The sequence below is a fragment of the Neobacillus sp. 19 genome, assembly GCF_049463095.1.
Lineage (GTDB): Bacteria > Bacillota > Bacilli > Bacillales > Cytobacillaceae > Neobacillus.
The window spans coordinates 292173-313790 of sequence record NZ_JBMPZU010000058.1 but is presented as its reverse complement, the minus strand read 5'-3'; the positions used below and the strand labels follow the sequence as shown (position 1 = coordinate 313790).

Here is a 21618-nt window from a genome sequence, read left to right as displayed (position 1 = left end):
AATTTCGTAACAACTGCGCGAAAGTCTAAACTCATCCTTATTATAAGGTAGAAGGGCGGTAATCCAACGCGGTTATCGCCCGAAATTTTAATCGGAGGTGCAAGATGTCTAACAAATACGGAGACATTCGCTGGAAATGGTTAGAGGAACGTGGCTTCAACGTATTAGCAGACCGTCATCAATACGCATACATGCAATCGTTATGGATGTCGCCCGAACTAGTGCAAGGAGTATTTTGCGAAAGTCCTGCCGGTACTGGTAAAACGGTCCTTGCTGTCCTAGCCGGAGCATATGCGGTGGAAAACGAAGAATACGATAAGATTATCTACATTCGAAATCCGCAAGTGGTAGGAAAAGATATCGGATTCCTACCAGGTGACGACAAGGATAAGACAAAGCCGTTCATGCAGCCGTTTGTCAAGGCGCTCGAATACGTAAAGCCTGGAACGTTCGAATTATGGTCCGGCATTGAAAAAGCATTCGCTATCACTCCTACGTTTGAGCGTGGCGTAACTTACGAAAATGCCTACATTATATTAGACGAAGCTCAGTCGATTAGTCTTGGCGAGCTACAAACGATTTACACACGAGTAACTGATTCATGCAAAGTAGTAACGACTGGCTCGCTGTTACAGATTGACGATCCAAGGTTAAAACGTTATGGCGGACTGACTCCGTTTGAAGTTTACATGAAACACTTCGAAGGGCAGCGCGCCACGTTCCATAAACTTGAAACAAATTATCGCGGATGGTTCAGTAATCACGCAGATGCAGTTAAGGACACAGTGAAATTATTAGAGTCGTACTAGACAGAAATTGCGACATAAGGAGTTTGTGAAAATGGATATTGAAACATTACTTACATTCATTGTAGGGATGGTTGTAGCAATGGTGATTTTTTGGCTGGGCATGGAGTATGAGAAAGATAGAAAGGAACGGTGAAAATGGATATTCAAGAAGTGAGAAAACGCTATGAAGGTGCTTATATTGAGGATTATGGAGATTTTGAAATTGTCCATGTAGATAAAAAAGAACTAGATTGGTTAATTGAAGAAGTCCAACACCTTCAATTTGAGAATGAAACCATTAGGAGAAACCGAACAACACAAGAACGGAAAGATTTCAACCGTATTAAACAACTGGAAGGTGAAATAAAAACTCTTAAATCTATTGCACAATTAAAGGTAGAGGAGTTAAGGCGAGCATTGGAATTATCGCACTCCTTAGCCGAAGAGCTAATAAAGTACAAAGAAGTTATGAAGAAATATGACAAATATTCTACTCAAAGTTTTGCTAAAAAGGCAGGTATTGAATTATGAGGGAATTAAAATTCAGAATGTACGCTTTAGACATTCAAAAAATGTTTGAAATGGACAGATTACATCTACCATGTACAACACAACCGAATCCAGCAAGTATTTATATGCAATACACAGGTTTAAAGGATAAGAATGGCAAGGAAATTTTTGAAGGTGATGTCCTTAAAGATGAGTTTGGTCTAGGTGAGGTTAAGTGGGTGCAAGAACACTGCTCATTTGTTGTTTATGCTCCCGAAAAAGGTTATTACTTTTTAGAATCTGTTGATGGTGAAGCATTAATAAGTACAGAGGTAATAGGAAATGTTTTTGATATGCCAGATTGGGATTGCTAATTCACAAACTCAAAATGAGTTACGTCGTATTCCGAATAAATTGCGAAGGAGGAAGTCATGGAGGACAACAATTGGAAAACGATAAAAGATTTTGAACGTTACCAGGTAAGCGCTGACGGTCAAGTTCGTTCTGTTTCGAGATTAGGTGCACGAGGTAGAGTGTTGAAAGGAAAAGTAATGAAACCATGTTATTCACGATACGAACGAGTGATTCTTCGTAAGGATGGTAAGTCTTACGGAAAATTGGTACATCGTTTAGTCGCTGAAACTTTCATACCCAATCCTTTAAATAAGCCTGAAGTAAACCATAAAAACGGAAACAGGAAAGATAATCGCGTTGATAATCTTGAATGGTCTACACGGATTGAGAATTCACACCACGCTATTGAAACGGGATTACTTCAATTTAACGAGTTCGGCAAGTTTATTAAAACATTGGAGGCGGAGTAAATGCGACAGCCTTTCGAATATGAATCCCCGTTCTATCAGGAGGTCATTACGTATTTAGAAACGAAGTGGCAGCGCAAGTTAACGGATCACGAGAAAAACGTTCTCATCGAAGGATATCGTTTCGGCAGATTAACGGAGATGGAAAACGAACTTAAAATATTGGAGGCGCGCTAATGCCGTTCTATACTTTTCACTGCGCTAAATGTAACGAAAATAAAGACGAATTAGTACCGATGGGAACCGAAATAACAACGTGCAAAGAATGCGGAGGTCCAACCGTAAAGCAGCCGAGTTTCCGCTTTAATGCCCACGGATTACCAAATGGATTCGCTAATACCCGAAGTCAATCACGTAAAAAGGAGTGAACATCATGAAGCACAAAGTTACGACAGTCGCAGCGCTCACACTTGCAACGTCAATAGCGTTCAATGTTTACGCATATAAAGTCGCTGATCATACCGAAAAGGTCACGCCAATCGAAGCGCCACATTATGTCGACAAGCAAGCGGTCATTAACGCGCTATCAACGAAGTCCGAAATCGTCGGCCTAACAGGCAAGGTAGCGAAAACGATCGAGTATAAGGACGCAAAATGGTACGGCGACAAAACGTATAAGCTGGCGGCAACCGGCACGTTTAAACTAGGCGTCGATACAAGCGATATCATCGTCACAACGCACGGCAACACGGTTACGGTCAAATTTCCGCAGCCTAAGATAATCAGCGTCAGCCTTCCGTTTGATAAGGCGAAGCTATCGAAGGACATCGGACTGTTACGCAAAAACATAAGCGAAGGCGAGCTCCAGGCGATGTACGGCAAGGCACGCACTGGCGCGATTGACGATATTAAACGCGATAGGCAGGCGTTTGATAAAGCGAGTGAAAGCGTAGAGCGGACCATCGAGGCGTTGATTAAGCCGGTTGAGAACGTTAAAAATATCGAATTTGTGGAGGCGAAGTAGTGAGAACCTATGTCAATAAGTGGTTTGGCGATTATAGCTTTCATGTATACAACTATCGAAAAGCGTGGAAGGAGAACGGTAATAAACCGAGGATTAACTTTCACACGAACGGCGCTAGACGCGGAAATCCAGAACACTCGTGTTTAGACGTAAGCTTAACGATAGGGTACGTCATTATCAACTTCATAAATTGGAATTTCAATAAGAGGTACCGTAAATGAGTTACCGCATGATCTACATGATCCGCCGGCTGATGTGCGACAAGTTTTCGGTGTTGTGTAATCTGGCGGAGCTCAACGAAAAGCAATTAAGGGAGGACGAACGGATGAACAAGGATAAACTCGACGCAATATTCGAAATGCAGGCGAATTTAGATGACAGAATAGTTGCGGAACGTGGTATCGAGAAATCATTAAGCGAATGGGTTATCTGGACCACTATTGCAATGGAAAGCGAGATTGACGAGATCCGCCGCGAGGTTGATTGGAAATGGTGGAAGAATCCGCAAGGGATTGACGAGGAAAGGTTAGCGCGCTTACAGGGCGAAGTCATTGACATGTGGCATTTCCTACCGAGCCTATCGCTTAGAGTAGGATTAACTGCGGACGACGTTCATCGCCTGTATATGGAAAAGAATGCAGAGAACCACGCAAGGCAGGACGGTAAAAGCGATAAAGAAGGTTACGAAGTTAAGGAGGCGGAGTAATTGAACGTTGAACTAATGGCACACGCGCAGTTATCTCGTAAATTTGTTGAGAAATTGAAAGCGGAGTTGGAATTCGCAATGCCCTTTACAAGCGGGAAGGCTATCGCATTAACAGCCATCCGTACATGCTACTCTCCATGCGAGCCGTCAGAAATCGTCTCCAATGAAGGTGAGAAATACTTCGGAAATAAAGCGACAGACGGCAAAGGAGGCTCGGAGGCTGACCGATTGTTCCGTATGATAGTCCGCTCTGGTCACACGTCGACGCTTGAACATCTGTCGTTCACCTTTGCGATTGAAGGCGTAAGTCGGACGTTGTTGGCGCAATTAACAAGGCATCGCGTCGGATTCTCCTATAGTGTTCAGAGCCAGCGTTACGTCAAGTTCGGAAGTGGTGATCGGTCAGGCGGATTTAATTATGTCACTCCCGAATCAATCAACAAATTTTTTGACTCCGAAGCTAACGTTAAGTTCTCGGATTTAATGCTTGATATTCAGAATATTTACGATGAATTACGTAAACTCGGAATCCCAGCAGAAGATGCCCGTGCAGTCCTTCCGAATGCTGCCGCGTGCAATCTCGTTATGACTACGAACTTGCGGGCCTTGCTCGAATTCTACGCAAAAAGAAAGCCCGGTAAGGGAGCGCAAGCCGAGATCGCTGGTTTAGCAGAGGCGCTAAAGAAATCTGTAGTTGAAGTCGAGCCTTGGACGTCTCAGTTCTTCGACAAATAAAAGCATGCGCTATTCTAACACGCAAGCCAATTCGTCCTTATATACGTGAATCATACCGGATAACGGAATCGAGCCATCAACGCCGTGCCCGTGCTTACGGAGGAATTCGCTGAATTTAGATGCGTCAACATAAACGGGGTCGGCGAACGGGTCATCGATTTTAACAGCGTAAACATCGTCCTTTTTACTGTACATTACGGAACACTTCATAGTGGGCACGCTCCTTTGATTTAATAACTTTATTTTAACGCTAAAAATGACGCGAGTCAAACGAAATTGGAGGCGAATTAAATGAGAGAAATTCACGGAAAAGTAATCCGAGTAGCCGGCAACGATTATACAGTCGAAGTATCTCCGCAAGTGGTCGCAGTGACCGGCAACTGGGGCTTGTGCCAATACGGAGATAATACGATAAAAGTAGCGGATGGCCTTTGCGAAAATCGGCAACATGGCGTCTTGGTCCACGAAATGACCCACGCCATTATGTATGAGGCTGGCTTCGACGATTACGAAGAGGAGCTCGTCAATCGTGTCGCAAAAGTGCTGTATCAGGTGTTGCGCGATAATGATTTTGAATTTTTGCGCGAAAAGGACGACCAAACTAAACCCGCATTGGAGGCGTTGTATTAATGGCGAATACGCACGTTTTTGACGGAGGAAATTACGTTGAGGTAGATCGGAAAGCGAATGTCGGCGATCTCATCGTTATCACGAACGACTCAACATTTCCGCGAGAGAATAACGGTAAAATCGGCAAAGTGGAGTTCGCCATAGGCAACGGCATTTCCGTAAATATAGGCGAAGGATTAGATTACTATCCTCATGTATTCACTGGAGAGTATCGCGTACTTGAACCGCTAGAAACCGTCGATGAATCGCAAGCAAGTCCGCAGGTTATCGATATGCTCGCGAACCTTGCCCGCCGTGTAACTTCGCTGGAGTTGCAGTTACGAGACACGCAGCGCAACGTTGAGACTTTCGCTGAGCAGACGGAGAAAAATTCGGAGGGCATTCGTGAATTAGATGAACGGACACAGTCGCTAACTAGGAAACAAGTTAAAATCGATCCGCCTACAATTACCGAGTGTTATATTTCCTTTTCACATGACGGTATAACGAATTTAGACGTAAGCTTTGTCGGAAAGCCTAGCGTAGAAGAACTAGTAAAAGTATTTACGCAATCATTAAACGGAGGGAAACGCCGATGAAACATACGCTAAATGTTAACCGCGAAGTATCGGTAGTAAAACTGGCCCTAACCGGCAAGCTTCGCGCAGGTAAAGACGAATTGGCCAATCACTTATACATTCGCCACGGATTCGATAGAGTGGCGTTTGGTGACGCATTAAAACGAAATGCGCACGCAGTATTTCCGTGGATTTCCGAGTTTTCAAAACCACGAGCGCTCTACCAGTCTTTCGGGCAGATAATGCGACAGATTGATGAAGACGTATGGATTAAGCACGCCGAGCGCGCGGTAAATGGAAAGATTGACTTTCGCGTTAGTGTGGGGTCTGAGCGCATTGGCGTCGTGATAACGGATCTGCGCCAGCCTAACGAATATGAATGGGCTCGAGCCAACGGTTTTACGATTATCCGCGTAACGGCTCCGGATGAATTGCGGATTGCTCGCGCCACTGCAGCCGGTGATGATTTTACCGAGGCTGACTTGGCGCATGAAACGGAGCTGGCGATCGATGGGTTTGACGTTGATTATACCGTGGTAAATGACGGAACGGTTGACGATTTAAAGCGACGCGTTGATGAAATTATGGAGGAAATAAACGGGATGAAGTAGGCAATCACCCCCGTTAGTCTTTCGCTAGTTCGAACGCGTGCCAAAACACTGTTCCAGCGTCAATCTTTCCGACATATGTAAATTTCGCCGGCAGGTCGGCGTCGGTTAGCGCTAATTTATCAACGACCATCTTTCCGGCAGCAATGCCGAGATAGCCTCGCTTGTCCGGACGAACGGTTGACGCGTTAGGAATTTTCGCAAGGTCTTGTTTAACGACTCCGATACGCTTGTTTTCGGTATCAACACTGACAATGACGGGAGTAAAATTGGTTAGCGCAAGGCTCTTTAGTGCCGACGATGACAAACGGATGCGGCGCAATTTATCAATTGTTAGGGAATTTCCGCCACGGCTGGCGAAACTTAACGGTTCGAATGGCATTTTTCCGCCTCCTTTTGCTCTTTCAGGATTTTCGGCAAGGATGTTATCCTCATTAACTCTAACAATAACTTTTTCGTTTCTTTAGACGGTTGGTTCACGCTTATCACCTCAGTTTATTTAACGTCACAAGCGACGTTCGTTGTCGATATTATAACGCAATAGTAACGAAATTATCAAGTTCGATTATTTAGTCGAATTAATACGAAATTAGACTGAAGGGGCGAATTAGTGAAAACACCTGATAATTTTTTAGGCAATGCCGGATATGCTTTGCTTGTAGGTATTCTGATCGGAATTATCATCGGACACTTTACTAAATAACGAAAGGGGCGAATTACTATCGGAGCAGTAAAAATCGACACTAACGCGAAAGAACGTTCACTCGATGCGAAATATCCAGCGCTAGACAATCCGTCTAACCTCCGCATCCTACTCAGTGATTACCACGCCTTAGTAAACCGTCAGTATAACGGTGATTACGACGCGACCGTCCTATTGGTCGACTTAGCGACGGCAATCGAACGCGCGGGCTTGACTGATAGGCAGCGGCAAGCTTTGCGCCTGGTTTACGAGGAGGACTTGACGCAAGAAGAGGCGGGCAAGCGGATGGGCATTGCGCAAAAGAACGTCAGCGAGGCGCTTGATCGGGCGATTGATAGTATAGCGGAGATTTATTACTACTGGGCGAGACATGGCGAAGGGTACACTTTGCCGACGAAAGGGGACGATTAAGATAGGAAAAGCGGATCGTAAACGTTGGGAAGGCAACGTTAAGTCAATGGAAATTATCGCTAAACCGCTCGAAGAGATTACCGAGGCTGACGTCGAATTCTTACGGCAAAACTACACGTCGGCAGGCGGACTATTGCCGAACGCATTCAGTGGTGGAGCGTTCTTCACTCCGACTCATGTTGCGAAATTTATATGGCAAGTTTTAACGCCAAGATTACCTGAAAATGCGAAAGTGTTAGAACCATCGGTTGGCTCCGGTGTATTTCTCGAACATGCGCCGGCAAGCGCGGAAATAACAGCGTTAGAACTCGACAAGACCTCGGCAAAGGTTACGTCGATTCTTTACCCTAACGCAGAGATCATCGAAGGGAATGCGCTAGTACATGATAGGCGCAATTATTACGATTTAGTTATCGGAAATCCTCCGTATGGTGTCATCGTAGAGTTTGACGATATTGGCGAAGATTGGGCGTCATTAGGCAAGGCGTCCAAGGGGAAGCGAAAAGGCAAGTCAGAGGTCGCGTTTATTGAACTCGCCATAAAAGCGGTAAAGCCTGGCGGATATATTGCGTTTGTGCTTCCGAAAGGCATTTCGTATGCCAATTACGCAGCAAAACTTCGTCAATATATGTACGAGACGTGCTGGCAGGTCGCCACGATTTTCTTGCCGGGCGAAACCTTTGCGCATGTAGGTACGACCATTGAAACACAAATCATTGTCATTCGAAAGGCTACGCCAAACGCTCGGATGATCGAACCCACTACGAAAAAATGGGGCAGCAACTTTCGTCGCACCGATTACGGTGACATTACAGATTTTAATGCGAAGTTCCTCGAGGGACAGACGCCTGCATACTTCGCAAAAGTAACGGACATTGGATACGACAAGGACGGTAAGTCAACGGACAAATGGGGTGATGGGTTAACGCAGTTAGACGAGTTGGTAGACGATTTTACTGATACACTGGTCCGTGAAAACTTGTATCCGCACATACCGAGCTGGCACGGACTAAAAGACGTAACATCGTTCTTCTTTAGCAACGGAAACGATGCGTGCGACGGACATCGAGAAGCTTCAGCGGTTTATAAATACGGCCCTTACCGCTGGAATGAGTTAACGCTTGGTGCTGGTGATGAAGTCGTGTGGAATGGGCGTGAAATCAGTACGTTTGACTTCGATTGGCAAGACGAGATAGTAGACGAATGGAGGAAACAACAAGATGGCCGACTATAAGACGCAACTACACGAAGCAATAACGCAAATACAACTGGCGACTAAACGGGGCGAAATGCCGCGTGAGGTTCGCCTGGGCAAAATCGAGGAATTGACGGAAGGGTATCGGGCTGCGACGGGTGAGTGGCCGGATAGCGTGGCGCTTGAGAGGCTGGCGGATTTGTGTTTGTACGAGGAGCTGACGGATACCGATCGGATGAAGGTGCGGAATAACGAGTATCCGATAATGAGCGACGAACAATTATCGCGTAGACAAGAAGGTAAGCACGTCCGCAAAAACGATAACCCTAATATAGAAGTTCCGCTCGCTATTGCGGGCTCGGTTGGTGCAGACGGACGTTGCCACGCACAGCCGGCGCGCAGAGTTCGAAGTGATCGCGAAAGTAGTATCGTAGATAAAGAGGCAAAATCGCGGAATAAGGAACGAAAGAGAAAGTATGTGGAATTTACGAGGGTGCAGCCGGTTTTTACAAAAAGTTTAACAGATTTATAGGCTCGACCGTATATTTTTCGCCTTTTTACGGCCTATATAGTGAGAGGAACTTTTTGACCGTATAAAATGCGGTATTAGTTATCTATATATTATGAAGGGGTTAAATCGTATAAATTTTGCCTCTTCGTATCTATGTCTTATAAGACAGAAAATCTGTCGTAAACGGAGGTAAGATAATGTGGAAACAAACTGAATGTAATTGCTGTCAAACAATGATTTTTGTACAAAATGAAGACGATGCTTTGTGTGATAAATGTGAGGAACTTGTAAGCCTTAGAATCAAGGTTGAACGGTATGAAAGAGCATTAAAAGAAATTGCAAGTACACCATTTGGAGATACTTCTTGCAACGAAATAGCCATTAAATATGAGGTCATAGCTGATAAAGCAGTTTATGGAGATTAGTTCATATTCCAACCTAAATTGTGTACTAAGGGAGTGAGGGAATGAGGTTACTGTATTTCAATATATGGAATGGTGAAGTTGGTAAGCCGTCAATATTACCTGCTTATCGTGTAACTACACACCGTATGAAAATCATTAAAATCGAAACGTGTTTTAACATTGGAAATATCTTAGAAAGAGGGATGGAATGGTATTTAAACCAAGTAGACCAAGAATGGGAAGTGTGGGAAAACACACATCCTCATTTAATGCCTAATTTAAAAAAGTTCGTTAGAAAAGAATCCTTTAAACATCCATTTCAAAAAACAAATTTTATCGAATCGAACCCAAGATTTCCATATGTTGTGGTTTGGAGAAACACAAAACAATTTGAGTTATGACTGATTCCGAATCAATTATGTATCCACAACGCTCGCTTATGCGGGCTTTTTTATTTGCGAAAAGGAGATGGGATTATGGAAAATGTAAAACGATATATTTGCGGTCAATGTAACGAAATGATGGAGTTTAAGTATGACGATTATTATTTAGAGCACCGTGGCGAAATTGAAAAAGTTACAACAGTACCGCAACACGTATGCCACAACTGCGAGTATATCGCGGTAGCTAACGAAGACATCGAGAAGATGCGCAGAATAATCGACCACAACTTATTTATCGAAAGTTTGCTAGGAGGACGAGAAGTTGAGCGATAGGAGAGGGGAGCAACTTGCATGGCAACGGCTAACACCGAAACAAAAGCGAGGGTTCATGGCGGTAAAAGAAAACGCCGTAGTTATTGACGGAAGAGTCTACGATAGCGAAGGTAACGATCATTCGCACCGGCTAGAGTTAGTCGTTAATACAACGGAAGCACAGCACGAAGCGCTTCAGGCAATCGACGAAATGACGGAGCACGAAATTGAAAACGGTAAGTTCGTATTTGCGTTTTTCGAAAGTTGCAAAACGATGCTCGAGTTATACCCGTCGCTAACGCAGGCGGACTTGGCACGTCTTATGTTTGTCGGCACATATACCGGTTATCGCACCGGACGACTGCAGCATGATAACGGAGCCGCTATCGTTAAAAAAGCGCTGGAAAAGTTAGTTGGAATCAGCCGTAATAAATTCGGTGAATTTTACCGTAAGCTGATCGTCGAAGATATTCTGCAAGAGGTTGGCGATGAATTATACGTTAATCCTGGCGTATTCTATCGCGGTCCGATTAAAGAAACCGGCTACCGTTTGAACGAATACAGGCACACGCGGCTATTCCGTAAAACTGTGCGCGACCTTTACGCAAAGTATACGGGAAGGGCAACGGCTCAACTGGCGCTTATATACGCAGTCCTGCCGTTCTTGAACTTCGATACAAACGTCGTCTGCTTTAATCCGCAGGAACCGAATGACGACGACATCCATCCGATGAACCTCGAAAACTTAGCGGCGCTATTGAATTATAAAGATACGTATAAATTAAAGCGGGCGCTTGAGTCGGTGAAGATCGACGGCCAGCCCGTTTTTTGGTTACCGCAGAATGTGAACGATAAGAGGCAACGGAGAATTATCGTTAATCCTCGCGTTGTGTTTGCTGGGAGTGCCGAGTCGTTAAAGGCGATTAAAGTATTGTTCGCTTAAAAATACACTGCTTTTAGGGTGCAATATCGACGAAATACACTGCTTTTAGGGTGCAACGAAAAAGTGGCTTCAGCCTTACAGCCTCAACGGTTGGAGCCTGTTTTTGCTTAATTCGTCCCTCTTTATCAGACAAAGACCTTGCGCCTTCATTCGCTAACACTCATTCGTCGCCATCAGCAAAAAAGATAATGCAATATATAGGGCAGTAGGACGGAACGTTCTTGGCCGGACTACAGTGTTTTGAAGTCGTAAGACTTCTCTGATATGAAGGCGCAGTGAAACCGTATAAAAATCAGCGTTTTGTATCTATGTATTATGTAGGACGGTAATCTTCCGTAATACACATTACGTTAATAATCGCGGACGTTCTAACGGTATCAGACCGATCGTCTAGCGCAACAGAGCGCATAGGTAATCCGCATGACATTACGCAAATAAATACGCCGCACTTATATATAAGAAGAAACGCGGAGTCATTCGAGACAGTGCCGGTAAGGCTACGTAAGTAAGGCGCCAGATATTCCGCTGAATCATTAGCATCGCTCGCCTGGCGGACGCGCCCTTCCGAAACTCACGGGGTATGTCGAATTGTGACGGGTAGTGTCTTCGAACTGGAGTACGCAAGGGCAGGCGCCAGTGATCCGTTAGCGAGCTGCGTTAGTTACGCTGACCATTCCGGCCAGTTAGACCGGTCAGTCTTTATGCAATGATGACGGGAAATATTGCGTAAGGCAGCCGGCACGAAGCGCTGGAAATTGCGTCATATCAACGATGTATAAAAAGATGCATAACCGTATTATATGCGCGGTTATGTATGTGGCGCAAACGCAGGCGTGGCAATGGGTCGGTAATACGATCATTACGTCAAAATCATATTTTACGTAATAAAGTACGAATACTTATTCGTCGTTATACATCCGATTGAATTGTAGTTATTTTTCTGTCAATTAAATATAATTCAGAATTAAGTTCGAAAATAAAACGATTAAAAATATTCCGAAAACTTATTTCGACAATTTTCGAAATCCCCCAAGGCCAGGTTCAAATTTCAAAAATTTAGGCGTTTGTAATTAGCGCACAATTTTTCGAACTCGGGGCGTATGCCTAGCGCTCTGAGTCCGCAATACATACAAATTTCACGAAAGGAGGAGCGTATATGGCATACGTAAATGACGAATGGTTAGACCGTCCAGCAAGAGTGCAACGAATCGAACTCTTAACGGAACGCATACGCAAGCTGGCAGCGCTAATCAAGGCGGACAAAGCGAGCGACTATCATATCGATAGCTTTCGGCGCGACAAAGCGGAATTAACAAAGCTCAAGCGGGTCCACCGAGCGGAAGTTGATTTCGCTTATTTCAATTACGAATATCTTAGCGACCAGGGCAATCCTGAAAACGAAGATAACGTAGTTAGAAATGCGGAAGATGGAACACCGCATGATCCACTCGAAAAGACCTCGCCAATCCATCGTGAGTTTTTCGACCACTGCGACTATGTTAACGAAGTCGAACGGAATGCACGACTCGCTATCGCGGCAGCACGTGGGCACAGTAAGTCCGGCGTATTTTCGAACGGATTTCCTCTTCATCAGGTAGCGTTTAGGCGCCGTAAATACGTACTTATTATATCTGAGACGGATTCATTATCGAAGAAGTTAATCGGATGGATCAATAAACAACTTAAGTATAACGCAAAGCTTCGAGAGGATTTCGGAGTATTATTAAACGAACGCAATCAGCAGAACGAGAAAGATAACGAAGAGGCGTTTATTACGCTATCTAATACGTTAGTCGAAGCGTCTTCATCCGGCAAGCAGCTTCGAGGTAAGCGTCATGGTGCGGTACGGCCTGACCTCGTAATTATTGACGACCCTTCGTCGATGAACAACGAAGGAACAAAAGAAGCGCGCGAAAAGTTGGTCCACTGGTTTAACTCCGTTGTGGTGCCGATTGGATCGAAGGCTACGGCGATCGTGCTTGTCGGTACAATGGTCAGCGCGACCGGACTACTTAATCACGTATTAAAACGGAAAGACTTCAAGTCGTCGTTTCATGGCGCAGTAATTAGTGAGCCGGCAAATCCGAAACTTTGGGACGCATATTGCGAACTTTATGCACGGGCTGATTCGATTGAAGAGGTTGACGAATTCTATAACGCAAATAAAGATGCGTTAGATGCCGGTATCGAGTTGGCGTGGCCGTGGCGGTGGTCTTATCGCGCTCTTATGCATGAAAAAGTTAACATGGGGACGCGGGCCTATAACAGCGAATATCGTAATCTAGCTTTCAGCGAAGACGAACAATTTTTCTTTCCCGAAAATTACGCTAAATACCATTATTATTACGAAAATTCAACGGCTTACGTCGTTTACGAAGATTTAAAGATTCCAATGCGCGATTTATATATCGTCGGTGCGTGGGACGTGGCATTAGGGAAGAATAAGCGGTCGGACTATAACTCAGTCATCCTCGTCGGAAAGCATCAGCCTTCCGGCTTAATTTTTGTCCTCGACGAGTACGCATCAAAAGAGCCGGCGCATGTTATTCTTGATGTTTGTGTCGACAAAATTAAGAAGTTTAACGTAAAAGTGTTCAACGTAGAAACGATTAATGCTTATTACGAGTTCTATCGTCAACTTCAGGAGAAAGCGAGAGTCTCTGGTATTTATAAATGTCGCATAAACGACATCAGTTATCAAGGTTCTAAAAAAGAGCAACGTATCGAATCGCTTGAGCCGTTATTCCATAACAAAACGCTCATTCTTAACGATAGACATACTACATTGCTCGACCAGTTGGCGCAATACCCTTTCGCAGATCACGATGACTCGCCAGATGCTTTGGCGATTGCAGTTGATAACATATACAAACCGAAATCGCGCATAGCGAAGAAACCAACTTACTTATAAAAAGGAGGCGAATTAAATGTCAAAACGATTAAAAGCGCTTGAGGCGAAACTTGACGCACGGAAACGCAAGGCAGCGTATTTGCTTGTCGAAAATGAATTATTAGAGTCCGGAGAAAGACGTAAGCAAGAGGATATCGCGGCTGAAATCGGAGTTTCTTCAAAGACAATATGGGAATGGAAAACAAAAGACCAGGTGTTTATCGAATATAAAAACGCAATTGCCGATGATTTTCTGAGCGAAAAGAGGGCATATGTTTATGGGCAACTAATGAAGACGATTAGCGGACCGCAGCCTTCGATTAAGGGTATTGATATCTTTATGAGACGTTTCGGCTTATTAACCGAAAAACAAATCACCGTTACGGAAGATGGCAGCAGTTCACGTAGTAATGACGACTTAGCGAAAGAGCTCGAAGAATTAGACGACTTATTAAAAGACTAAACAGCGAAAGGAGGGGCGTCACTTGCTATGGTTAGACAGTAAAAAAGACATCGAAAAACTAAACGAAAACCAAACGGTTTACCAGTACAATTCGTTTCAAACCGGCGAGGAGTTTCCTCCTCTCGCTGACCGTGAGCGCATTTCGAAATACAAGCGCTTGAAAAAGTTGTTTCAAGGCAAGCAGTTCGAAGTTTACGAGCGCGCATCTAAGCTCTTAAAGGATACACCACATGCCGACCAGCTCGCGCAATTATATATCGCGGTAAATATAGCGGATATTCTGGTAACAAAGCCGGCCGACTTACTTGTCGGTGAGCCTCCGGGATTTGAATCAGGATTGCCGGATAATAGCGACCAACAAAAGGCGGTTAATCGATATGTCGAAGAAAACGATTTGGTTAAATTGGTACACGAAAGTGCGATTGGTAACGGCTATCGTGGCGACGCTTGGATTAAGACGCGGTATGGTTTTCGTCAAGACTTTTCGGAAGTCCTCAAGATAGGCGGAAGCATTCCCGCTGGAGTTACAATGGAGCCAATTATCGAACACATCGGCGCAGATTGCGTATTCCCGGAAACTTCGCGCGGCAATGTGAAGGCGTTTAAAGCTGTTCGAATTGCAAACGTGGAATACGTCGTAGGCAAGAACGACGAAAAACCTTTCTTAAACGTGGAGCGCCACATTCCCGGTTACATTATTTACGAACGCTACCGTTTAATCGAATTCGAAGGCGGAGTGGATACTCGTTGGGGCTATCCGTTGCAGGTTTATAAAATTGGCGAAAGAGTGGCGACCGGTCGCGATGAAGACATCGTTGAAACCGAAGTGCCGCACTTACTTGTTCACCATATTCCGTATAAGAGCATCGATGACGATTGGGAAGGCGTTGGCGGACTTGAGAAATTAGAGTCGTTGCTCGCGGCAATTAATGATCGCGTCGTGCAAATCGATTATATCCTTTGGAAGCATAGCGACCCGACAGCTTATGGACCGGATTTAGACGGAGGAGGAGACAACCAAGTTCGACTAGGCGGTGCTTATATTCCGGTTACGAATGAAGATAAAACTCCGGGCTATATGACGTGGGACGGACAATTGACGTCAGCGTTTAAGGAGCTCGAAGTGTTGCTCGGGCTTGTTTATCAAATGTCCGAAACGCCTCAGTGGTTATTCGGAACGGTACTCGGTGAAAATACGGGCGGTACCGGTACTTCACATACTGATAGCGCATCAATTAAAGCGCGCTTCATGCCGATATTATCGAAAGTTCATCGCATAAGAACGCATTATGACAAAGCGATTCGCGACGCTCTTTGGACGTGTCAATTACTTGATATTGCGCACGGAGATTACGATTTCGAAGCGGTCTATCCTAAAATAAATTGGCAAGACGGTATTCCGAAGAATTACAAAGAAGAAGCGGAAATCATGCAACTACGGACGGGTGGAAAGCCTACGCTTGACGTACAAAGCGCAATCAAACGACAGGATGCGGTAGACGACGAAAAGGCTCAAGAGATTATTTCACGCATCGAGAATGACGAAAAGACGGTAAACGGATTCGTTGACTCGTCGATTTTTAATGCGGGTGAATAAAGATGCCGAAAATGAACGAAATACCGATACCTACGTATAAGTACGACGTCGAGATATTGCTCGGATATTATAAAGAGGCTCTTCGGAAAATTAATACCGAACTTAGTCGGTTAGACCTTACGAAATTAGATCGTGCTAATATTACGGTTATGCAAAAAGAAATAGCGGACATAATCCTAGAACTTGACGATAAAGCAAAAGCATGGGTCGCAACGATGTTACCGAAAGCGGCCGAGGATGGAATCGTTTATACGCTACTGTCGCTTGGGCTTGCGGAAACCGTAGCCGAAGCACAGAAAATAGTCGTCTTTAATCGGCTGAATCGCGAGTTTGTAAAAACGGCAATTGCCGACATGCAGGACGATTTATTGCAAGTCACGCAGAACGTTGAGCGCAAAGTACGGAAGGCGGTGCGCCAGGTAACAGCGGAAGCAATGCGCTCAAATTTAACGCAAGGCCTTAATACGATAGACGCAATCCGTCCGGATATTATGCGAGGATTAAAAGCACGGTTAGGGGATGCGTTGAATACTGGAATTATTGACGCTGCTGGTCGCCGGTGGAAACCGGAAGTGTACGTTGATATGGTGACGAGGACGAAACTAGCACATACTCAGCGTGAATCAGCGATTAATGAGGCGATCGGCCGTAACGCTTTTTACGGGATGATTAGTAGCCACGGCGCAAAAGACGCTTGCCGTAACTGGGAAGGTAAAATCGTTAAATTAACGGCGGATGCTCCGGGAGATTATCCGTATTATGGCGTTTTACCTAATCGTGAAATTTTTCATCCAAACTGTAAACACGTAATTTCTCCGGTTAGACGTCCGGAACGAATTAATTAAGGAGGTGGCTACCTAAAATGGCGTTAGAAAATAAGTATAGCTTAACGGTAAATTTAAAAGCAAAGCGATACGGCGGGATTGTGCCGAATGTAACGGCTAACGATAACGTTGTATTCGAGATAGCAGTCATTGACGATACGATTGCATTTCCGTTATTAGATACGTATAGATATACGTTAGTAACGTTAAAAAAGAATAAGACATCAGTAATCCGAGAAGGTACGCTAGTAAATGGATTGCTGCGGTTTGAAGTCGGCGGAAGTGAGACGACGATTGCAGGTAAAGTGGATGCAACGGTGCAGATTTACGATACCGGTAACAAACGTGTTTCATCGGCTCCACTTGCATATAACATCGTAAATGATCCAAGTTTGCAAGGCGGACTGCCTACAGATGACAAAACGTTAGTAATAGCAAATGAATCTTTACTAACGCAATCCATTAGTAAATCAGATAAAGCAAGTACGGATTCTGCTGCAGCTCTCACAAAATCAACCGAAGCGGAAACAAATGCAGCTCTTGCTAAAACGGTTGCTGATTTAGTTCGTGCGGAGTTTGATCGTGTAATTGCAGAAGCGGGGAGTAATAATCCAGAGGTCGTACAGGCGCGAAAAAATGAAGTGAATTTGAATGCTCGGTTGAATAAAGTTGATTCGTCCTTGGCAGAAATGGTGTCGAAAAAAGCTTGGTGGAATCCACCTACAATACCTAGCGCAAATCTTTCTCTAACTTATCCAAACTTTATTGCAAACACATTCGAAACGCTTAGAAGTAAGTATCCAAACCTAATTTCAAGGTCAACAATTGGAACTGATCCATCAGGGAATTACCCCATCTATGAATATTGCTTTGCTCCAGCATCATTTGAACAAACCGTTTTTATTACAGCGGGTATTCACGGTGATGAACCGGAAGGTTATTGGGGAATTTATAACATCTTAAAAGAAATTTATGATGGTAACACTACTGATAAACGTTTACGGTATATCAGAGATAAAGTACGGATTGTTCTAATTCCTGTAGTTAATACAGGTGGATATGTCAACTTTACAAGGGTAAATCCAAACGGGATTAACCTTAACCGAAACTTTGATGTATTCTGGAATCAAGCAGGCAGCGATTCACAAGGCGGCACACCGTTTTCACAAAGCGAAGCACTCGCAGTTAAGAACACCATCGATAAATACAACGGAGAATTTAGTTTTCATCTTGATTTTCATACTGTCCCATACGGCTATACAGAGTATGGTATTTATGGTGGTTATTGTTACGTTAAGCCAAATTCCTTACTCAATGAAATCATGCATACAGAGCAGGAATATCTAATAAATTCTTGGAATAAAACTTATTCGAAATCTTTAAAAACACGTTATGTTGATTCTTTACACTCGGACGCTTCTAACTACTTAGAAACGGTAAGAGGTGTACCAAGTACAACTTTGGAATTTGCTACTGGAAATTTCAGTACAACTCTAGCTAATTCCGCTGAAATGACAAGAGCTGTGGAATGGTATGGTAATGTATTAATATCATTAGCGGAAATGTTTTCAGATGGTGCGATTAAATTAGATAAAAAACAAAAAACGGTGACGGCTTTAACAAATATATTTAATCTTGATTTAAACAACGGCGTTCGATTATTTACTATAAAAACAGATGATGCGGTAGCTAAAACGTTACAGTTTTCAAATGTACCAAAAGTACCGGAGTCACACCTTGATGTGCTAGTCTTTTTGGATTACCTAAATGCTGCTACAATTACTTTCCCAAGTTCAGTTGTATGGCAAAATGGAATAGCACCTACTTTTACAGTTAAAAATAAATACGTTCTCCAATTTAGGAGTTTTGACAATGGTAAGCACTGGATTGGCTCTTTTGTAGGAGCATGGGCTTGGAATATGGATGCTATTACAGATGATTTTAATCGTGCCAATAGCACTACTTCACTTGGAACTGCCACAACCGGTCAAAGTTGGATGGCGCAAAAAGGAACTTGGGGAATAAATAGTAACAAAGCATATACTGCTGCTGGAAGTAATGATAGCATTGCTGTTATTGATTCAGGGGAATCTAATGTAGCGATTAGTGTTGATGTAACATGGAACTCAAGTGGAGGAATCGTTTTCCGAGTAAATGGTACAGATTTGTTGGCAGCTTATGTTAACTCAACAGGAATCCATCTGTACAAATTCACCAGTTCGACGAATGATTTGTTAGGAGAGTATTTATTTACTCCAGTTGCAGCAACTACCTACGCAATTAAAGTGATTGCAAATGGAAGTAGTATCAAAGTATCCCTTGATGGAACTGAAAGAATAAGTGCAGTAAACACTTTTAACCAAACATTTACCAAACATGGCTTGAGAACCTTTAATGATCTTGTTACAAAATTTGATAACTTTAAAATTGAAGGTGCTTAATTCACACTCGGAACATAAGACGAACTAAGAGATGAATAAAAAAAGGCATAAAAAAGAGCAGCCGGATCACTCCGATTGCTCTTTTTCTAGTTTCAAAACATCTGTAATTTCACATCCTAAAACTTCACATATTTTCGCTAAATTATCAAGTGGAATCCTTTGTGTTTGATTTCTGCACATATCATTAATAGATGGCTGTCTTATTCCTGTTTGTCTTGCTAATTCATGTTGTGACATTTCTCTTTCAGTAAGTAATTGATCTAATTTTATTATTACTTTCATAGGACTTTCCTCCTCATTTACTTTTGATACGTTTTAGTTATTGATACGTTAAGTGTATTATATTATACTTAAATTAATCAATACGTTATACGTATCAAATTTAAGAGGAGGAGTAATGATGATAAATGATACAGCCCGCATAGCCAATGATTTACTAGTTGTTGTTAGCACGCTTGCTCCTGATGTTGATATGCAAGTACTTCCCGTGAGAATTGAAGAAATCTTGAGTAATTACGAAATCCAAAGAAGGACCCAAAAAGATTTAGAAATTGACCTTCTTGAAAAAATCGAAATATTTTTATCGGCAAGAAAAATCGAGGGTTTATCTGATAAAACAATTAAAGGGTACAAGTCAGAATTGACCATGTTTGCTAATTACGTAAATAAAGCGGTAGTGCAGATTACAACATCTGATATCAGGTTGTTTCTGGCCCACAATAAGACCTGGGCAATTACTACAGTTGATGCAAAATTATCCGTTTTAAAAAGTTTTTTCGGATGGTTAGTTCGTGAAGAAATGCTTTTGCGTGACCCGTCGGCAAAAATCAAGTCCCCTAAAAAGCCTAAAAGGTTGCCTAAAAGTCTCAGCATAGAAGAACTTGAGATTGTCAGAGATTCGTGTAAAACGCCTAGAGAACGAGCCGTCATGGAGGTTATGTATGCTACTGGTTGTCGATTGTCAGAAGTAATGAACATGAAAATATCCGATGTAAACTCACAGGAATTAAGTTTAAAAGTTATTGGCAAAGGCAATAAAGAAAGAGTTGTTTACCTATCCATTAAGTCGATGCATCAGCTCCGTAAATATTTAAACAGTCGTAAAGATGATTGTGAGTATCTTTTTGTAACAGAGCGCAGACCGATTCATCAATTGGGGGACCGAGCAATCGGAAGAATTATTGATAAAATTAAATCAAGGGCTAACATATCAAAGAATCTTACGCCGCACGTATTCCGGCACACCAAAGCCACATTAATGATGGAAAACGGTGCAGACTTAGCGGACGTACAGCAGATTTTAGGGCACGAAGACCCTAGCACGACCCTCGTATACGCGCATGTATCTGAAGAGCGTAAAAAACAAGCGCATAAACGATATCACGTACAATAATGCCATAAGTATCGCATAGGCAACGATATTTATTTGCAAAGAAGGGACGCTGCAGTAAACGGTGTCCTTTTTATATTGCCTTGTCCGAACGTTTACGACGTAAAACTGCAACGGCTTAATTACGCAATAGCTGACGAGCTTAAAACGGTGGAGGTACGCAATGAGCGAGGAATTAAAAAACGAAGTAGTTACCGAAAATCATACGGTTGAGGAACCGGTTCAAAAACCAGAAGTTAAAACGGTAACCATGTCTCAAGAAGAACTAGACGCTTTAATTGGTCGCGAAAAAGGACGCGTTAAAAGTAAGTACGCTGATTACAACGACCTAAAAGCAAAACTTGCCGAGCTTGAAAGCGCAGAGAATAAGCGCAAAGAAGCCGAGATGTCCGAATTAGAACTTCTGCAAAAGAGGCTCGAAGAAAAGGACGGTACAGCGCAGTCACTAGCGAAACAACTCGAAGACTTACAATCGCAGGTACAACGCGAAAAGGTACTAAACGCATTTATTAAGGCGGCCCCAGGTGTAAACATTCCGGCGGATCGAATCGATGCAGCGTTAAAACTTGCCGACTTATCGGCCGTAACAGTTGGCGAAAATGGCGTTGAAGGTTTGGATGCGGTGATGGGTGCGCTTGTTGAACAATACGCATTTTTAGCGGATACAAAAAAGCCGCAAAAACCAATCGGCGAGGCTACTAATTCGCATAAAGAAACAGCGGATAAGACTAGCGAACAGTTATTGAAAGACGCAGTCGAAAAGGCGAAGCGTACTGGTCGGATTGAAGACCGTATGGCAGTCGCCGCATTAAAACGAGAATTAGACATGTAATTTAGCAGGCGCCCATATCGG

Annotated in this window: 29 protein-coding genes; 26 read left to right on the top strand and 3 right to left on the bottom strand. The window is 43.4% G+C overall.

All coding sequences use genetic code 11. The features are described from left to right. The first annotated feature begins 104 nt into the window (after positions 1–104). The 9 genes from ACO1D1_RS19375 (at position 105) to thyX (ending at position 4503) form a co-directional block, all read left to right on the top strand. Entirely contained in the window at positions 105–809 is a 705-nt protein-coding gene (locus ACO1D1_RS19375; RefSeq protein WP_423336769.1) for a PhoH family protein, read from the top strand. Positions 810–944: 135 nt separating this feature from the next. After that, positions 945–1319, top strand: coding sequence for a hypothetical protein (locus tag ACO1D1_RS19370; protein ID WP_423336768.1), 375 nt, complete (start codon positions 945–947; stop codon positions 1317–1319). A gap of 17 nt (positions 1320–1336) precedes the next feature. After that, on the top strand, positions 1337–1651 hold the full coding sequence (locus tag ACO1D1_RS19365) for a YopX family protein (protein ID WP_423336767.1): 315 nt from the start codon (positions 1337–1339) through the stop codon (positions 1649–1651). Between the two features lie 57 nt (positions 1652–1708). Beyond that, positions 1709–2101: an NUMOD4 motif-containing HNH endonuclease gene (locus tag ACO1D1_RS19360; RefSeq protein WP_423336766.1), complete on the top strand. Its 393-nt coding sequence runs from the start codon at positions 1709–1711 to the stop codon at positions 2099–2101. Next, on the top strand, positions 2102–2275 hold the full coding sequence (locus tag ACO1D1_RS19355) for a hypothetical protein (RefSeq protein WP_423336765.1): 174 nt from the start codon (positions 2102–2104) through the stop codon (positions 2273–2275). It abuts the gene before it with no gap. After that, positions 2275–2466 carry a zinc ribbon domain-containing protein gene (locus tag ACO1D1_RS19350; RefSeq protein WP_423336764.1) on the top strand — a complete coding sequence of 64 codons (192 nt, stop codon included), beginning with the start codon at positions 2275–2277 and terminating at the stop codon, positions 2464–2466. The genes ACO1D1_RS19355 and ACO1D1_RS19350 overlap by 1 nt, the downstream gene beginning before the upstream one ends. A 5-nt stretch (positions 2467–2471) precedes the next feature. Next, on the top strand, positions 2472–3062 hold the full coding sequence (locus tag ACO1D1_RS19345) for a DUF4230 domain-containing protein (protein ID WP_423336763.1): 591 nt from the start codon (positions 2472–2474) through the stop codon (positions 3060–3062). A gap of 217 nt (positions 3063–3279) precedes the next feature. Further along, positions 3280–3768 carry a dUTPase gene (locus ACO1D1_RS19340; protein ID WP_423336762.1) on the top strand — a complete coding sequence of 163 codons (489 nt, stop codon included), beginning with the start codon at positions 3280–3282 and terminating at the stop codon, positions 3766–3768. After that, on the top strand, positions 3769–4503 hold the full coding sequence (thyX, locus tag ACO1D1_RS19335) for an FAD-dependent thymidylate synthase (protein WP_423336761.1): 735 nt from the start codon (positions 3769–3771) through the stop codon (positions 4501–4503). Positions 4504–4512: 9 nt separating this feature from the next. On the opposite strand, the gene ACO1D1_RS19330 is transcribed toward thyX, so the two are convergent. Further along, positions 4513–4713, bottom strand: coding sequence for a hypothetical protein (locus ACO1D1_RS19330; protein ID WP_423336760.1), 201 nt, complete (start codon positions 4711–4713; stop codon positions 4513–4515). Positions 4714–4794: 81 nt separating this feature from the next. On the opposite strand from ACO1D1_RS19330, the gene ACO1D1_RS19325 reads away from it, so the two are divergent. Genes ACO1D1_RS19325 through ACO1D1_RS19315 form a run of 3 tightly spaced genes read left to right on the top strand, consistent with a single transcriptional unit; the run spans position 4795 to position 6301 of the window. Further along, entirely contained in the window at positions 4795–5133 is a 339-nt protein-coding gene (locus ACO1D1_RS19325) for an ImmA/IrrE family metallo-endopeptidase (protein WP_423336759.1), read from the top strand. After that, on the top strand, positions 5133–5711 hold the full coding sequence (locus tag ACO1D1_RS19320) for a hypothetical protein (protein WP_423336758.1): 579 nt from the start codon (positions 5133–5135) through the stop codon (positions 5709–5711). The genes ACO1D1_RS19325 and ACO1D1_RS19320 overlap by 1 nt, the downstream gene beginning before the upstream one ends. Beyond that, positions 5708–6301: an AAA family ATPase gene (locus tag ACO1D1_RS19315; protein ID WP_423336757.1), complete on the top strand. Its 594-nt coding sequence runs from the start codon at positions 5708–5710 to the stop codon at positions 6299–6301. The genes ACO1D1_RS19320 and ACO1D1_RS19315 overlap by 4 nt, the downstream gene beginning before the upstream one ends. A gap of 13 nt (positions 6302–6314) precedes the next feature. Here the strand turns inward: ACO1D1_RS19315 and ACO1D1_RS19310 are convergent, their stop codons facing one another. After that, the gene (locus ACO1D1_RS19310; protein WP_423336756.1) at positions 6315–6605 is read right to left on the bottom strand and encodes a hypothetical protein; all 291 of its coding nucleotides are present in this window, start codon (positions 6603–6605) and stop codon (positions 6315–6317) included. Between the two features lie 570 nt (positions 6606–7175). Here ACO1D1_RS19310 and ACO1D1_RS19305 point away from each other — a divergent pair. From ACO1D1_RS19305 to ACO1D1_RS19250, 12 genes are all read left to right on the top strand, one after another. Beyond that, positions 7176–7412 (top strand): sigma factor-like helix-turn-helix DNA-binding protein, encoded by a 237-nt coding sequence (locus ACO1D1_RS19305; RefSeq protein WP_423336755.1) that lies wholly within the window; start codon positions 7176–7178, stop codon positions 7410–7412. Between the two features lie 46 nt (positions 7413–7458). Continuing rightward, positions 7459–8646: an HsdM family class I SAM-dependent methyltransferase gene (locus tag ACO1D1_RS19300; protein ID WP_423336754.1), complete on the top strand. Its 1188-nt coding sequence runs from the start codon at positions 7459–7461 to the stop codon at positions 8644–8646. Positions 8647–8701: 55 nt separating this feature from the next. Further along, entirely contained in the window at positions 8702–9139 is a 438-nt protein-coding gene (locus ACO1D1_RS19295) for a hypothetical protein (protein ID WP_423336753.1), read from the top strand. Positions 9140–9315: 176 nt separating this feature from the next. Continuing rightward, the gene (locus ACO1D1_RS19290) at positions 9316–9543 is read left to right on the top strand and encodes a hypothetical protein (RefSeq protein WP_423336752.1); all 228 of its coding nucleotides are present in this window, start codon (positions 9316–9318) and stop codon (positions 9541–9543) included. Positions 9544–9584: 41 nt separating this feature from the next. Next, positions 9585–9923, top strand: a complete 339-nt coding sequence (locus ACO1D1_RS19285) for a hypothetical protein (RefSeq protein WP_423336751.1) — start codon at positions 9585–9587, stop codon at positions 9921–9923. Between the two features lie 75 nt (positions 9924–9998). Next, on the top strand, positions 9999–10238 hold the full coding sequence (locus ACO1D1_RS19280; RefSeq protein ID WP_423336750.1) for a hypothetical protein: 240 nt from the start codon (positions 9999–10001) through the stop codon (positions 10236–10238). Then, positions 10228–11160, top strand: coding sequence for a hypothetical protein (locus tag ACO1D1_RS19275; protein WP_423336749.1), 933 nt, complete (start codon positions 10228–10230; stop codon positions 11158–11160). Before ACO1D1_RS19280 ends, ACO1D1_RS19275 begins: the two co-directional genes overlap by 11 nt. Before the next feature lie 1156 nt (positions 11161–12316). Beyond that, complete coding sequence (gene terL / locus ACO1D1_RS19270) at positions 12317–14071, top strand: phage terminase large subunit (RefSeq protein ID WP_423336748.1); 1755 nt, start codon at positions 12317–12319, stop codon at positions 14069–14071. Between the two features lie 16 nt (positions 14072–14087). Beyond that, entirely contained in the window at positions 14088–14513 is a 426-nt protein-coding gene (locus ACO1D1_RS19265; protein WP_423336747.1) for a phBC6A51 family helix-turn-helix protein, read from the top strand. A 22-nt stretch (positions 14514–14535) separates the two neighbouring features. Then, positions 14536–16110: a portal protein gene (locus ACO1D1_RS19260; RefSeq protein ID WP_423336746.1), complete on the top strand. Its 1575-nt coding sequence runs from the start codon at positions 14536–14538 to the stop codon at positions 16108–16110. Positions 16111–16112: 2 nt separating this feature from the next. Next, the gene (locus tag ACO1D1_RS19255) at positions 16113–16955 is read left to right on the top strand and encodes a phage minor capsid protein (protein WP_423336745.1); all 843 of its coding nucleotides are present in this window, start codon (positions 16113–16115) and stop codon (positions 16953–16955) included. A gap of 17 nt (positions 16956–16972) precedes the next feature. Then, complete coding sequence (locus ACO1D1_RS19250; RefSeq protein ID WP_423336744.1) at positions 16973–19375, top strand: M14 family zinc carboxypeptidase; 2403 nt, start codon at positions 16973–16975, stop codon at positions 19373–19375. A 66-nt stretch (positions 19376–19441) separates the two neighbouring features. On the opposite strand, the gene ACO1D1_RS19245 is transcribed toward ACO1D1_RS19250, so the two are convergent. Further along, positions 19442–19657 (bottom strand): helix-turn-helix domain-containing protein, encoded by a 216-nt coding sequence (locus tag ACO1D1_RS19245; RefSeq protein WP_423336743.1) that lies wholly within the window; start codon positions 19655–19657, stop codon positions 19442–19444. A gap of 115 nt (positions 19658–19772) precedes the next feature. On the opposite strand from ACO1D1_RS19245, the gene xerA reads away from it, so the two are divergent. Both xerA and ACO1D1_RS19235 read left to right on the top strand, forming a co-directional pair. Beyond that, positions 19773–20768 carry a site-specific tyrosine recombinase/integron integrase gene (gene xerA, locus ACO1D1_RS19240; protein ID WP_423336742.1) on the top strand — a complete coding sequence of 332 codons (996 nt, stop codon included), beginning with the start codon at positions 19773–19775 and terminating at the stop codon, positions 20766–20768. Between the two features lie 160 nt (positions 20769–20928). Continuing rightward, positions 20929–21597 (top strand): Clp protease ClpB, encoded by a 669-nt coding sequence (locus ACO1D1_RS19235; protein ID WP_423336741.1) that lies wholly within the window; start codon positions 20929–20931, stop codon positions 21595–21597. Positions 21598–21618 lie beyond the last annotated feature (21 nt).